Origin of the sequence: Streptomyces vulcanius, from assembly GCF_042653945.1 — a bacterium.
Classification (GTDB): Bacteria; Actinomycetota; Actinomycetes; order Streptomycetales; family Streptomycetaceae; genus Streptomyces; species Streptomyces mangrovi.
The window spans coordinates 76,776-90,453 of sequence record NZ_JBHSFK010000037.1 but is presented as its reverse complement, the minus strand read 5'-3'; the positions used below and the strand labels follow the sequence as shown (position 1 = coordinate 90,453).

The 13,678-nt window shown below is 72.6% G+C and carries 13 protein-coding genes; 3 read left to right on the top strand and 10 right to left on the bottom strand.

Features of this window, described 5'->3' with window-relative positions:
* Positions 1-126: 126 nt before the first annotated feature.
* The 5 genes from ACFPIH_RS41270 to infC form a co-directional block, all read right to left on the bottom strand.
* Complete coding sequence (locus tag ACFPIH_RS41270) at positions 127-1,242, bottom strand: sensor histidine kinase (protein ID WP_381177666.1); 1,116 nt, start codon at positions 1,240-1,242, stop codon at positions 127-129.
* 54 nt (positions 1,243-1,296) lie between these two features.
* Positions 1,297-2,148 carry a TrmH family RNA methyltransferase gene (locus tag ACFPIH_RS41265; RefSeq protein WP_381177669.1) on the bottom strand — a complete coding sequence of 284 codons (852 nt, stop codon included), beginning with the start codon at positions 2,146-2,148 and terminating at the stop codon, positions 1,297-1,299.
* Between the two features lie 224 nt (positions 2,149-2,372).
* A complete protein-coding gene (gene rplT / locus ACFPIH_RS41260; protein ID WP_381177672.1) occupies positions 2,373-2,756 on the bottom strand; it encodes a 50S ribosomal protein L20 in 384 nt (127 codons plus the stop codon).
* Positions 2,757-2,858: 102 nt separating this feature from the next.
* Positions 2,859-3,053: a 50S ribosomal protein L35 gene (rpmI, locus tag ACFPIH_RS41255; protein ID WP_003977225.1), complete on the bottom strand. Its 195-nt coding sequence runs from the start codon at positions 3,051-3,053 to the stop codon at positions 2,859-2,861.
* Positions 3,054-3,166: 113 nt separating this feature from the next.
* Positions 3,167-3,844 (bottom strand): translation initiation factor IF-3, encoded by a 678-nt coding sequence (gene infC / locus ACFPIH_RS41250; RefSeq protein WP_381177896.1) that lies wholly within the window; start codon positions 3,842-3,844, stop codon positions 3,167-3,169.
* 399 nt (positions 3,845-4,243) lie between these two features.
* On the opposite strand from infC, the gene ACFPIH_RS41245 reads away from it, so the two are divergent.
* Complete coding sequence (locus tag ACFPIH_RS41245) at positions 4,244-4,588, top strand: DUF1844 domain-containing protein (protein WP_381177675.1); 345 nt, start codon at positions 4,244-4,246, stop codon at positions 4,586-4,588.
* 4 nt (positions 4,589-4,592) lie between these two features.
* On the opposite strand, the gene ACFPIH_RS41240 is transcribed toward ACFPIH_RS41245, so the two are convergent.
* The gene (locus ACFPIH_RS41240; RefSeq protein WP_381177678.1) at positions 4,593-5,333 is read right to left on the bottom strand and encodes an SseB family protein; all 741 of its coding nucleotides are present in this window, start codon (positions 5,331-5,333) and stop codon (positions 4,593-4,595) included.
* A 149-nt stretch (positions 5,334-5,482) separates the two neighbouring features.
* Here ACFPIH_RS41240 and ACFPIH_RS41235 point away from each other — a divergent pair, with 149 nt between their 5' ends.
* On the top strand, positions 5,483-6,478 hold the full coding sequence (locus ACFPIH_RS41235) for a serine hydrolase (RefSeq protein ID WP_381177681.1): 996 nt from the start codon (positions 5,483-5,485) through the stop codon (positions 6,476-6,478).
* 29 nt (positions 6,479-6,507) lie between these two features.
* On the opposite strand, the gene mycP is transcribed toward ACFPIH_RS41235, so the two are convergent.
* Both mycP and ACFPIH_RS41225 read right to left on the bottom strand, forming a co-directional pair.
* The gene (gene mycP, locus ACFPIH_RS41230; RefSeq protein ID WP_381177684.1) at positions 6,508-7,701 is read right to left on the bottom strand and encodes a type VII secretion-associated serine protease mycosin; all 1,194 of its coding nucleotides are present in this window, start codon (positions 7,699-7,701) and stop codon (positions 6,508-6,510) included.
* Positions 7,698-8,804, bottom strand: coding sequence for a hypothetical protein (locus tag ACFPIH_RS41225; RefSeq protein ID WP_381177686.1), 1,107 nt, complete (start codon positions 8,802-8,804; stop codon positions 7,698-7,700). Before ACFPIH_RS41225 ends, mycP begins: the two co-directional genes overlap by 4 nt.
* Before the next feature lie 1,471 nt (positions 8,805-10,275).
* On the opposite strand from ACFPIH_RS41225, the gene ACFPIH_RS41220 reads away from it, so the two are divergent.
* Positions 10,276-11,478, top strand: coding sequence for an amino acid deaminase/aldolase (locus tag ACFPIH_RS41220; RefSeq protein ID WP_381177689.1), 1,203 nt, complete (start codon positions 10,276-10,278; stop codon positions 11,476-11,478).
* A 15-nt stretch (positions 11,479-11,493) separates the two neighbouring features.
* On the opposite strand, the gene ACFPIH_RS41215 is transcribed toward ACFPIH_RS41220, so the two are convergent.
* Both ACFPIH_RS41215 and ACFPIH_RS41210 read right to left on the bottom strand, forming a co-directional pair.
* On the bottom strand, positions 11,494-12,276 hold the full coding sequence (locus ACFPIH_RS41215) for a 3-oxoacyl-ACP reductase (protein ID WP_381177692.1): 783 nt from the start codon (positions 12,274-12,276) through the stop codon (positions 11,494-11,496).
* Positions 12,273-13,652, bottom strand: a complete 1,380-nt coding sequence (locus ACFPIH_RS41210; RefSeq protein WP_381177695.1) for an aldehyde dehydrogenase family protein — start codon at positions 13,650-13,652, stop codon at positions 12,273-12,275. Before ACFPIH_RS41210 ends, ACFPIH_RS41215 begins: the two co-directional genes overlap by 4 nt.
* Positions 13,653-13,678 lie beyond the last annotated feature (26 nt).

Genomic DNA, 13,678 nt, shown 5'->3' with positions numbered 1-13,678 from the left:
TCCCGTGCTTCCGATTGGCTGGCTGAAGGTCCCCGTGACCGGCTCGTGGGTCTGTCGTGCGTGGGACACAGAGTGCCAAAGGCCGAGTCTAACGGGGTGAGGGTGTACGAACGCGCCCGCGGGCGCCTAGGCCAGGTAGGCCGGGGCGCTCACGGGCAACGTAAATCGAAACTCGGCGCCGCCGCCGGGGGCGCGGCCGACCGTGATGACGCCGCCGTGGGCTTCGACGATGCCCTTGACGATGTACAGCCCGAGGCCCGTGCCGCCGCGCTTGCTGCCCCGCCAGAAGCGGGTGAAGACGCGGTTCATGGACTCCTCCGGGATGCCGGCGCCCTCGTCGCTCACGGTGACCGATGTGCCGGTCTCCTCCCCCTCCCGGGGGGACGCGGCGGGCGTGACGTCAATCGTGACGGTTCCCTCGCCGTGCCGCACCGCATTTTCGATCAGGTTGCTGAGGACCTGGTCCACCTTGTCGGGGTCGGCCCACAGGGCAGGCAGCGGCTGCGCTATCCGGAGCAGGAACCGGTCGGCGGGCTGGCCCGCGGCGACGTACGCCTGGATGTGCCGTCCGACGGCGGCCCCGATGTCGACGGGCTGCCGCCGCACCTCCAGGCGCCCGGAGTCGATCCGCGAGATGTCCAGCAGCTCGGCGATGAGCCGGGTCACCCGGTCGGCGTCGGCGTCGACGGTCTCCAGCATCAGCCGCTTCTGGTCGTCGGTGAAGCGGGACCATTTGGCGAGCAGGGTGGCGGTGAAGCCCTTGACGGAGGTGAGCGGGGAGCGCAGTTCGTGGGCGACGGTGGCGATCAGCTCGGCGTGGCTGCGCTCGGTGCGGCGGCGGGCCTCGGTGTCACGGAGGGAGACGACGACGCGGCGGACGGGCCCGGTGGGCTCGGTGCGGACGTACCGCACGGTGACCAGCACCTCCCGCCCACCCGGGAGCAGCAGGTTGCGTTCGGGCTGGCCGACGCGGATGGCGAGGCCGCCGTAGGGGTCGGTGAGCTGCCACCAGCGGCGGCCTTCGAGGTCCTCCAACGGCAGCGCCTTGTCGAGCCGCTGTCCGAGGGCGTCCCGCGCCTGTACGGCGGTGATCCGGGCCGCGGCGGCGTTGAAACAGATCACGTGCCCGTGCTCGTCGGCGACGACCAGCCCGTCGGGCAGGTCGTCGGGGTCGACGTGGAGTTCGGCGAGGTCACCGGGCGGTCGGGCCGCTCCTGGTGCGCTGCTCGTGCCGACACTCATCCTCGTACCCCACCTCCCATCCTCCCGGACGAGGCCCCCGAGTTCGTCACCCTACTAGCTCTCGGTGACGGAGCGGCACCCTCCGGAGGCGCGCTGTGCACGGGCCGATGCGTAGAGACATACGGCTGCGGCGGTCGCCAGGTTCAGGCTCTCCGCCTTCCCGTGGATCGGGACGCGTACGACGGCGTCCGCGAGCGTGCGGGTCTCCTCCGGGAGCCCCCACGCCTCGTTCCCGAACACCCACGCGGTGGGGCCGCCCATGGTGCCCTTGTCGAGCTCGTCGTCGAGATCGTCGTCCCCGGCGCCGTCGGCGGCGAGGATCCGTACACCGACGCCCTGGAGCCCGGCCACGGCCTGCTCGACGGGAACCCCGACGGCGACGGGCAGGTGGAACAGCGATCCGACGGAGGCGCGGACGGCCTTCGGGTTGTACAGATCCACGGAGGCATCGGTCAGTACGACGGCCTCCGCCCCGGCGGCGTCGGCGCACCGCAGGACGGTGCCCGCGTTGCCGGGGTCGCGTACGTGTGCCAGCACGGCCACCAGCTTCGGGCGGGCGGCGAGGATCTCCTCGAACGGCGTGTCGACGAACCGGCAGACCCCGACGAGTCCCTGCGGGGTGACGGTGGTCGAGATGTCCTCGATGACGGTGTCGGCGGCGAGGTGGATCCGCGCGCCGGCGTCCCTGGCGTCCCCGACGATGTCGGCGTACCGCTCCGCGGCCTCGACCGTGGCGAACAGCTCCACCAGCGTCTCGCCGCCGTGCAGCGCCGCCTCCCGTACGGCCTGCGGGCCCTCCGCGAGAAACAGCCGCTCCTTCCCCCGGAAGTTCCGCCGCCCAAGCCGCCGCGCGGCGGAGACCCGGGGGGAACGGGGGGAGATCAGCTCGGGGCTGACGGGGGGCATCTTCTGGTTCACCTGACTCTTTTCCGCCGCTGACTCTTTTTTCCGCCGCAGCGCGGGGTGCCGCTGCGCCCACCCGTGCCGGCAACACCCCAGGGGCGCGGGGAACTGCGCGATCAGCCCCCACCGGCCCGCACCTGAACGACGGCCGATGCCGCCGCAGCAAAGGACCCGCAGGTCGGAAAACCTACGGGTCCTCGGTCACAGCGGCCGGAGCCAGAGCAGCGTCACGCGGCCTTGGGGGCGTTGACGTCCGCCGGCAGCGCCTTCTGCGCGACCTCGACGAGCGCGGCGAACGCGGGGGCGTCGTTCACGGCGAGCTCGGCCAGGATCTTGCGGTCGACCTCGACGTTCGCGGCCTTCAGACCCTGGATGAAGCGGTTGTAGGTGATGCCGTTGGCGCGGGCAGCGGCGTTGATGCGCTGGATCCACAGCTGACGGAAGTCGCCCTTGCGCTTCTTGCGGTCGTTGTAGTTGTAGACCAGCGAGTGGGTGACCTGCTCCTTGGCCTTGCGGTACAGGCGCGAACGCTGACCGCGGTAGCCGGAGGCCGCCTCGAGGATCGCCCGGCGCTTCTTGTGGGCGTTGACTGCCCGCTTGACGCGTGCCACTTGTTAACTCCTTGTAGCGGGGCCGTGGTTGGACTCACACGACCCGGAATCGATTGGGTCCCGGTTCCGGCGTACGGCGCTCGATGGCGAGCGCCGGATACGTCACTTGCCGAGAAGCTTCTTGATCTTCGCGGCGTCGCCCGGGGCCATCTCGGCGTTGCCGGTGAGGCGACGCGTCACGCGGGACGACTTGTGCTCGAGCAGGTGGCGCTTGCCGGCGCGCTCACGGAGCACCTTGCCGGAGCCGGTGATCTTGAAGCGCTTGCTGGCACCGCTGTGCGACTTGTTCTTCGGCATAGCGCCGTTCTCTCCTCGTCGGTGGCGCTCCGGTGCCCGGTCGTGAAACCGGGCACGGCTGGAGCGTCGCTCTTGTATCGGTTATGTCCGCGGGGACTCTCGCCCCCGGTGGATCACGCCTCGGCGGAAGCCTCGGCCGGGGCCTCGGCGTCCACGTCGTCGTCCAACTCGGTGTGCACGGCGTCGGGGTCCGCGGCGTTCTGCGAGCGGCCGGGGTTGGCCTTCGCCTCGGCCTTGCGGGCCTCCTGCGCCTGACGGGCCTCGGCCATGGCCTCGGTCTTCTTCTTGTGCGGACCGAGAACCATGATCATGTTCCGGCCGTCCTGCTTCGGGTTCGACTCGATGAACCCGAGATCCTCGACGTCCGACGCGAGACGCTGCAGCAGTCGGTAGCCGAGCTCCGGCCGGGACTGCTCACGACCGCGGAACATGATCGTGATCTTGACCTTGTCACCCTGCTTGAGGAACCGGACGACGTGACCCTTCTTGGTGTCGTAGTCGTGCGGGTCGATCTTCGGCCGGAGCTTCATCTCCTTGATGACCGTGTGCGCCTGGTTCTTGCGCGCTTCACGGGCCTTCATGGCCGACTCGTACTTGAACTTCCCGTAGTCCATGAGCTTGCAGACCGGCGGGCGGGCGTTCGCCGCGACCTCGACCAGGTCCAGGTCGTACTCCTGCGCAAGCTCCAGTGCCTTGGCCAGGGGGACGATGCCCACCTGCTCGCCACTGGGACCGACAAGTCGCACCTCGGGAACGCGAATCCGGTCGTTGATGCGGGGCTCGGCGCTGATGGATCCTCCTCGGTAGCACCACGCGGCGGTCTGGCGGACGGCCGCGTAACGTCTGTGTTCGTTAGCCTGTTAACCACGCCGAAGCACAAAAAATGCCCCGAACGATCACACACGGGGGCTCCAAAACGCTACCGGAGCACCTTCGCGTGGAACGCGGGGCGCACTACCGGGCGACTCCATCGTCCGTACGGAACGATGGTGACCGCCTGACCGGGTGACCCGCCGCCCCTGGGGGAGCAGTCGGGTGGGAGTTCGGAGCCTCCACTTGTGGGCCGGGCCCGCCTGCTGGGAGGCACGCGTGTCCGACCGGTCGTTGTATGAGATTAGCAGCCCCCGCGAGGAACGGCGAATCGAGCCTTGCCGCAGAACCGGGCGGGCGCTGCCCCTATCGTGTTCCGCATGAGTGAGAGCCCCGATTTCAACGAGATGACCCGCGACATCGCCGAGGTCCCGGCCGTCGAGGTGATCGTGACGGTCGCCGTGAATCTGATGAGTGCCGCGGCCGTGAAGCTGGGGCTCACCGAGGAAGGCGCGAAGTACAAGGACCTGGACGAGGCCCGCAAGCTGATCACCGCGCTGGCCGGGCTGCTGGACGCGAGCACGACCGAGATCAGCTCCTTCCACGCGGCACCGCTGCGCGACGGCCTGAAGTCGCTTCAGCTGGCGTTCCGCGAGTCGTCGCTCGTCCCCGACGAACCGGGCCAGGGACCGGGCGAGAAGTACACCGGCCCGGTCTACGGCTAGCCGCTCACCCTCTGACGTACAGGGGCTCGCCCGGAGGCGTGGTCCCGGCCGGCAGCAGTGCCAGGTCGAGACCGAGCACCAGGCGGGCCCTCAGTGTCTCGTCCGCGGCCAGGCGTCCGGCCACCGCCCGGGCGGCGTCCGCGGGGGTGGCGGCCGGGTCGAGCACGAGGGCCAGGGTGCCGTCGGCCCGGCCGGGCCCGAGGTGGGCGCTGACCACGGCCGGCTCGGCGGCCACCGCCGTGCGCACGGCCTCCCGGACGGCCGGATCGGCGAGCGGATCCGTCGTCGTACGGCCCTCGGCGAGCGCGAGCAGCGCGGGTCCCGTCAGTTCGAAGGCCACCGGCCCGGCCAGGTCCAGTACGACCGTGTCCGCCCGCTCGTGCGCGGCGGCCTGGAGCGCCTGGTGCAGGGGTACGGCGACGGGACGTGCCGCCGGGTCCCAGCGGGCGAGGGAGTCGGTGGACGTGAAGGCGGGCAGGGCGGTGCGGGCACCCGCCTTCAGGGTGGGGACAGCCATGTCGCTGGTCTTCTCGCGGCGCAGCCCGTTCCCGTCCTCCGGGGCCTCCTCCAGTTCCCCGAGCACGGCGACCACGGGGACGAGCAGCCGGGCGCCCTTCAGGGCTTCGAGCACGGGCCCCACGGCGGTGCGGTCCTCGGCCCAGGCGGCGAGCGCCGCGCTCAGCCGGGGGTCGGCGGAGCCGTCGTCGTCGGAGAAGCCGGGGTCGGGAATGTTCTTGTTCGCCACGGTCCCGACCCTATCGGGGGAATGCTGCTGGGCTTGTGCGGGGCCGGAAACGCGGCGGACACCACTTTCACAGGATTCTCAGACATCGCTGACGCGCCTCTAACGTCCGTCTAACGGCCCGCACAGTCGCCGCGGCCACCATCACGGGCATGGAGTCTTCCAGAGCACGTCGAGGCCGCCGCGCGCGACCGTCCCGGCGCCGTCCGCTCCTCTACACCGCGCTCGCCACCGTGGCCGTTTTGGGCGTCACGGCGGGCGGCACCGTTTATGTGAAGGCGCAGGCTCAGGCGCAGTCCGGCGGCAGCGCCGTATCGTCGTCCTCTCCGAAGCCGAAGCCGAAGCCGACACCGTCGGTGTCCGCGTCGGAGTCGGAGTCGGCGGACGGGGAGGTCTCGGTGGAGTCGGTCGCGGCGTCCGAGGTGGACTACGACGCGGTGTTGGCGAAGGCAATGAAGTCGGTGACGGTGCCGGGCGACGCGGCGGTGTCCGTGGCCGTGCTCGACACGGACTCCGGGGACGGGGCGACGTACGGCGACGCCGCCTTCGACACGGCGAGCATCGTCAAGGTGGACATCCTGGCCACCCTGCTGCTCCAGGCGCAGGACGCCGGCCGTCATCTGACCGCGACCGAGAAGTCGTACGCCACCACGATGATCGAGAACAGCGACAACACCTCGGCGACGGCGCTGTGGGACGCCATCGGGCAGGCCGAGGGGCTGGACGCGGCGAACGAGCGGTTCGGGCTCACCGGCACCGAGGGCGGCGACGGCGCGCTGTGGGGGCTGACCCAGACCACCGCCGCCGACCAGCTCACCCTGCTCCAGCAGGTCTTCGGGGACGACTCGGAGCTGAGCGAGGCCTCGCGGTCGTACATCCAGGGGCTGATGGGGCAGATAGCCACCGGCCAGCACTGGGGTGTCTCGGTGGCGGCCGACGGCTCGTCGTGGGCGCTGAAGAACGGCTGGCTGGCGCGCAGTACGACGGGTCTGTGGGACATCAACAGCATCGGGCGGGTGACCGCCGGCGGCCACACCTACCTGGTGGCCGTGCTGTCCGACGGCAACGCGACGCAGGCCAAGGGGATCACGCTGGTGGAGGCGGCCGCGAAGGCGGCGGTGTCGGCGCTCGCCACGGCTGCCGGGTAGCTCGCCACGGCTGCCGAGCAGGGGAGGCGTCAGTACGTCTCGTCGTCGTAGTCGTGCGGTTCCCGGCGGCCACGCCACACGAACACCGCGGCCACCAGGAGCACCACCCCGGCGGCGCCCGCCAGCGGAGCGGCCAGGTTGGAGGTGGTGTCGTCGGAGGGGGCGGCGTCGGGGCCCGCGCCGAAGTACTTCTTGCCGTAGGACGCGGCCTCGAGGTCGTCGGGCTTCAGCTCCCCCGCGGCCTTGATGGCGGCGGCCGGGTCGATGAAGCCGAAGCCGCGGGAGTCGTCGCGACCGCCGGACGGGGCGTTGCGGGCGGTGTCCTCCAGGAGCGTCTTGATCTGCGCCGGGGACAGTCCGGGGTGGGCGGCCTTGACCAGCGCGACGGCCCCGGATACGAACGCGGAGGCGGCACTCGTCCCCCAGCCTTGGTAGTACTTGTGGTCCGGGTCGGCTATGACGACGTCCTCGCCGGGCGCGCTGACGGTGGCGTACCAGCGGCGGGTGGAGAACGAGGAGCGGGTGCCGTAGCGGTCGACGGCGGTGGCCGCGATGACGCCGGGGTAGGCCGCCGGGTAGGAGATGTGGTCGCCCTTCTCGCCGCCGTTGCCGGCCGAGGCGACGACGACCACCCCTTTCTTCAGGGCGTACTGCACGGCCTCGTCCTCGGCCGGCTCCGGGTGCGCGGAGACGGAGTCGTCGCCGAGGGAGAGGTTGATGACGTCGGCGCCGTGGTCGGCGGCCCAGCGGATGCCCTCGGCGAGGGCGTTGCCTCGGGTGTTGCGGGCCTTGGTGCGCTGCGGGTCGCCGTCCTCCAGGATCACCCGGACGGGGAGGATTTTGGTCTCGGGGGCGATGCCCATGACGCCGTCGTCGTCGCCGTAGCCGTGTCCGTGCCCGGCGATGATGCTGGCCATGGCCGTCCCGTGCCGGGCCCAGGCGCGCTGGCCCTCGACGGCCCCGAAGCCGACCATGTCCTTGCCCGTGAGGACGTTGCCGACGAGGTCGGGGTGGTCGGCCTCGACACCGGTGTCCAGGACGGCGACGGTCGTGCCCGCGCCCTTGGTGGTCTGCCAGACCTCCTCGGTGTGCAGGGCGTCCAGGGCCCATTGCTGGGCGCGGATGCCGTCCGCGTAGGCGGGGGCGCCGGGCAGGAGGGCCAGCGAGCCGGCCAGGAGGCAGCAGAGCAGGCCCGCCCTGCGGGCGGTGGTACGACGGCTCATGAGGCGTGCTCCGAGAACTTCCGCTGTGTCTGCTTCTGCGGCTGCTCCGAGGGGGGTGCGACGGCGGTCTTGCGCAGGCTGCGCTCGATGCGGTCGGCGAGACCCTGCGCCTCGTTGCCGAGGCCGGCCTGGGCGGGGGCCGTGGTGGCACCGGACGCGGTGGCCTCCGGGCCGGGCTGCGGGGAGTCGACGGTACGGCCGTCCGCCCAGCCGGAGACGGCGTAGACGACGACGGGCGCGTCGGTGAGGACGGAGATCGTCCACGAGGCCCGCTGCCTGTCGCCGAAGCCGGCGGCGACGGTGCCCTTCGCGGCGTACGCGCGAGGCATGAGGTCGGTCCGCCGGGCCAGGCCCTCCTTGTCGAACCGGGTCTCCAGGGAGCCCATGGCGGTCGCGTCGGCGGTGGTGAAGAGCAGGCCGACGGTGGTGACGTAGCTCTGGGTGGCGTCGGTGTAGGTGGCGCGCAGGAGCCGCGCGCAGCCGACCGGCGCGAGGACCTGGCGCAGCAGCGGGTCGAAGGCGTCGGCGCAGCCGCTGTCCGGGGCGACGGCGATCCGCGTCCAGGTGCGGTCGGCGCCGCCGGGGCCGGCGCCCTGGCCGTCCACGGTGGGCGGGAAGAGCTGGTCGACGGGAACGTTGTGCCACAGCCCGGCGGCGGTGGTGTACGTGTCCCGCTCACTGCTGGCGCCCGATTCCCCGACGAGCCAGCTTCCGGTGACGGCACCGCCGATGAGCCCCATTCCGAGGACGAGGGAGGCGGCGGCCAGGACGGTGCGCGCCCGTCGGCCGACGGCCCGGGGGGTGTCCCCGAACCCTTCGGGCCGGGCGAACGTCACGACGGGCCGCGTGGCCCCGGGGGCACCGTTCGGCGTCATGGGAGCGCTCCACGAAAGCGCCGGATCGGGCGACATCCCGCCGTCGGGGGCGGGAGCGGTCGGCTCGGCCGTGGGGCGTGCGGGCGGCTTCGGGGGTACCGGGGGCGGGACGGCGTAGTCGGGGTGCCGCACGGCGGAGGTGGGCGACCAGGCCGGCCGGGCGTCGGGATCGACCACCGGCGGCGCGGAGACGGCCTCCGCCTCATCGGCGGACCCCGGACTGGGCACCCAGCTACGCGACAGCGGACTCCAGGCACTGCCGGGAACAGGAGCAGCCGTCCGCGAGCCACTGCCGTCACCGGCCTCACCGGCACGAGGTCCGACCGGACCCGCGGGCCGAGAGCCGTTGCCGTCGGTGGACTCGGCAGCACGAGGTCCGACCGGACCCACGGGCCGAGAGCCGTTGCCGTCCGTGGACTCGGCAGCTCGAGGAACCGCCGAACCAACGGGCCGAGAGCCACCGTTCCGTGTGACGAAGAACCCGGCGGGCCTGGGCACCGTCGAACCCCCCGACGGGGGGCGGGAGCCGGCCGGATCGGCGGAACGCGGGCCGGCGGACTCCACGGAACCGGCGCCACCCGGGTCACCGGGGGCACGGGAAGACCCGGAACCGGAACCGGAAGGCGCCGCGCCGAAGAAGCCGACGGGGCGGGGAATGGACGATCCTGCGGGACGGGGGGCGCCGGAACCGGAAGGGTTCGCGTCGGCCGGCTTCGCGGCACGGTCGGCAGCAGGGGTCCCGGGACGGGACGGGCCGGAACCGGCAGAACGCCGGCCAGGATGCGCGGCACCATCGGCAGGCGCCGCACCCGGACCGGACGGACCGGAACCAGAAGAGCGCGCGTCGGCGGCAGTTGGGGTGCCCTGGCCGGCGGAGGCGGAAGGACGCGACTCGGCGGGGCGGGGAGCCGTCGGGCCCGCGGGACGCGTGCCGGCCGGGGCACCGCCGGGCGGCGGCGTCTGCCGAGGGGGCGCGGACGCGGGGTCCGTGGGGGTCCGCCGGAAGTCCTCGGGAGGGGTGGCCGGGCGGGACGGCGGGGGCGGGGCGTCCGGGAAACGCGCCGAGGCGGGCGGCGGCGGAGGCGAGGTCATGGGGGCCGTGTGAGGAGCGGACGGGGCGTACGGGCGGACCCAGGACGCGGGGTTCCTGGTGCGGCCCGGCCGGTTGCGGGGTGGGGTGTCCGGGGCCGGCGGTCCGGGCGCCGTCGACGCGCCCGCGGTGCCGTCCGCGTCGGACCGCTTTGGTGTGTCTTCCGCGGGTTTCTCCCCGTGCCGGCCGCTCCGCTCCTCGCGCGGTTCCTCCCGCTGTTCCCGCTCGTCGGCCGCCGCGGGCGGCTGGGCGGGGCGCGGGGGTACGCCGGGGCGGGGCGGGACGTCCGGGCGCGGCGGTACCGAGGCGCGGCGTGCTTCCGTACTCATGCACCCCCCGTTTCCTCTGGCCCGGGCCGTCGTTCTCGTACGCGGGCCGTCCTGCGCTTGCCCGGTGCCCCGGTGCGGACACGGTGGTCCGTCCAGGGCACGCATACCCGCACAGGCGGACCGGCATCCCGGCCCGGTTTTCCGGCCGGAGCCGTTCTCCGTGCGTGCGCGTCACTCTACGGCTTGTTCCTGGGCGAACGTGAACGAGTCCGCGAGCTGCGGGGTATCTGCCCGGAACGTCCCCCTACCCTGCGGTAATCCTGTCTGGCAGGCTTCGTTCATGACTGCGCGCGCCGCCGACCGGGCCCGTTACGACCGGGCCACCGAGCATCTCGACGCCCCTCTCGCGATCGTCGACCTGGAGGCTTTCGACGCCAACGCCGCCGATCTCGTCCGCCGGGCGGGCGGCAAGCCGATCCGCGTGGCCAGCAAGTCCGTCCGCTGCCGGACCCTGCTGGAACGCGTTCTGGCGAAGGACGGCTTCGCGGGCATCATGTCCTTCACGCTCGCCGAGTCCCTGTGGCTGGCCCGCTCGGGCTTCGACGACATCCTGCTCGCGTACCCCTCGGCCGACCGCACCGCGTTCGCGGAGCTGGCCGCCGACCCGAAGCTCGCCGCCGCCGTCACCGTCATGGTCGACGACGTCGCCCAGCTCGACCTGATCGACGCGGCGCGCGCCGGCGGGACCGAAGTCGTCCGGGTCTGCCTGGAGTTGGACACCGCGCTGAAGATGCTGGGCGGCCGGGTGCGGGTCGGGGCCCGGCGTTCCCCACTGCACTCCCCCGCCCAAGTGGCCGACGTGGCCCGGGCGGTGAGTCGGCGTCAGGGATTCAAGGTCGTCGGGATCATGGCGTACGAGGGGCACATCGCCGGTGTCGGCGACTCCCTCGCCGGCCGGCCCCTGCGCTCGCGCGCGATCCGCCTCATGCAGACCACCGCGCGCCGTGAACTGGCCGAGCGGCGCGCCGCGGTGGTGCGCGCGGTGCGGGCCGTCGTACCGGATCTGGAGTACGTGAACGGCGGCGGCACCGGCAGTGTGGAGTCCACCGTGGCCGAGGACGCCGTCACGGAGGTGGCGGCCGGGTCGGGCCTGTACGTGCCGCGGCTCTTCGACAACTACACGTCGTTCAGCGGGCGTCCGGCCGCGCTGTTCGCCCAGCCCGTCGTACGGCGCCCGGGCGTCGGCGTCGTGACCGTCCTCGGCGGCGGCTACCCGGCCTCCGGCGCGGCGGGGCAGGACCGCAGCCCGGTGCCGTATCTGCCGGAGGGGCTGCGCTACGACCCCCAGGAGGGCGCCGGCGAGGTGCAGACCCCGCTGCTCGGCTCGCCCGCCGACGATCTGCTGATCGGCGACAAGGTGTGGTTCCGGCACGCGAAGGCCGGTGAGCTGTGCGAGCGGTTCGAGGTGCTGCACCTCGTCGAGGGCGACCGGGTGACGGCGACCGTCCCGACCTACCGGGGCGAAGGCCACACGTTCCTGTGAGACCCGGCGGCGGGCCTACAGCGGGGTGACGTAGGCGCCCGAGATCCCGCCGTCCACCAGGAAGTCGCTGGCGTTGACGAACGAGGAGTCGTCGCTGGCCAGGAAGGCGACGGCGGCGGCGATCTCCTCGGCCTCGGCGAACCGGCCGACCGGGATGTGGACGAGCCGGCGGGCGGCCCGCTCGGGGTCCTTGGCGAACAGCTCCTGGAGCAGCGGGGTGTTGACCGGCCCGGGGCAGAGGGCGTTCACGCGGATGCCCTCCCGGGCGAACTGCACGCCCAGTTCGCGGGACATGGCCAGCACCCCGCCCTTGGACGCGGTGTACGAGATCTGCGAGGTGGCGGCGCCCATCCTGGCCACGAACGACGCCGTGTTGATGATGGAGCCCCTGCCCTGGCGCCGCATGTAGGGGATGGCGGCCTTGCAACACAGGTAGACGGAGGTCAGGTTGACCTCCTGGACGCGCTTCCAGGCCTCGAGGCCGGTCTCCAGGATGGAGTCGTCGTCCGGCGGGGAGATGCCCGCGTTGTTGAAGGCGACGTCGACGCTGCCGTAGGTGTCGTACGCCGTCCTGAACAGCGCTTCGACCTGCTCGGGGTCGGTGACGTCGACCTTCACGAAGATCCCGCCGACCTCCTCCGCGGCGGCCTTGCCGCGGACCTCGTCCACGTCGCCGCAGACGACGTGCGCGCCCTCGGAGGCGAGCCGGCGCGCGGTGGCGAGGCCGATGCCGCTGCCGGCTCCGGTGATGACGGCGGTGCGGCCGACCAGTCGGCGGCACACAATCTGTTCGGTCACTGTGCGGGGCCCTCCGTGCTGATGAAGACGTTCTTGGTTTCGGTGAAGGCGGTCAGGGCGTCCGGGCCCAGCTCACGGCCGACGCCGGACTGCTTGAAGCCGCCGAACGGGGTCCAGTAGCGGACGCTGGAGTGGGAGTTGACGGACAGGTTCCCGGCGCGCACGGCCCCCGAGACCCGCAGGGCGCGGCCGACGTCACGGGTCCAGATGGAGCCGGAGAGGCCGTAGGGGGTGTCGTTGGCGAGCCGGATCGCGTCCGCCTCGTCGGTGAAGGGAAGCAGGACGGCGACGGGTCCGAAGATCTCCTCGCGGGCGGCGTCGGAGTCGGGCGCGGCGCCGGTGAGGACGGTCGGCGGGAACCAGAAGCCGGGCCCGTCGGGTGCGGTGCCGCGCAGCCCCTGGGCGTCGTCCGGCACGAACGACCGTACGCGGTCCACCTGCTGACGGGAGATCAGCGGACCCATCTGCGTCGTCTCGTCGGCCGGGTCGCCGACCACGACGGCGGACAGCTCCCGGGCGAGGTGCTCGGCCACCTCGTCGTAGACGGACTCCTGGACGAGGATGCGGGTGCGGGCGCAGCAGTCCTGGCCGGAGTTGTCGAGGAACGAGAAGGGGTCGACGGCGGTCTTCAGATCGGCGTCGGCGAAGACGACGTTGGGGCTCTTGCCGCCGAGTTCGAGGGTGACCGGCTTGACCTGGCGGGCGCAGCGTTCCATGACCTCGCGGCCGGTGCGGGTGGAGCCGGTGAACACGATCTTCGCGACGCCTGGGTGGTCGACGAGAGCGCGTCCGGCGACGGCGCCGTAGCCCGGCAGGACCTGGAAGAGGTGCTCGGGCAGGCCCGCCTCCAGGGCGAGTTCGGCCAGTCGCAGGGCGGTGAGCGGGGTGGTCTCGGCGGGCTTGAGGAGGACCGCGTTGCCCGCCGCGAGCGCCGGGAAGGAGCCCCAGGCGGCGATCGGCATCGGGAAGTTCCAGGGGGCGATCACCCCGACCACGCCGAGCGGCTCGTGGAAGGTGACGTTCCAGCCGCCGGGTACCGGGATCTGGCTGCCGAGGAGCCGTTCGACGCCACCGGCCGCGTACAGCAGCAGGTCACGGGCGTTGCCGGCCTCCCAGCGGGCGTTGCCGAGGAGGTGGCCGGCCTCGCGGACCTCCAGCCGGGCCAGCTCCTCCAGGTGGGTGTCCACGACGTCGGCGAAGCGGCGCAGCAGCCGGGCCCGGTCGGCGGGGGCGGCGGCCGCCCAGCCGGTCTGGGCGGCGCTCGCGCGGCCGACCGCGCGGTCCACGTCGGCCGCGTCGGCGGCGGGGACGGTGGCGACGACCTCCTCGGTGGCGGGGTTGAGAACGATCAGCTCGTGCGGGTGCTGGTCGGACACGGAAGAACCTTTCACGGGCGTGGCAT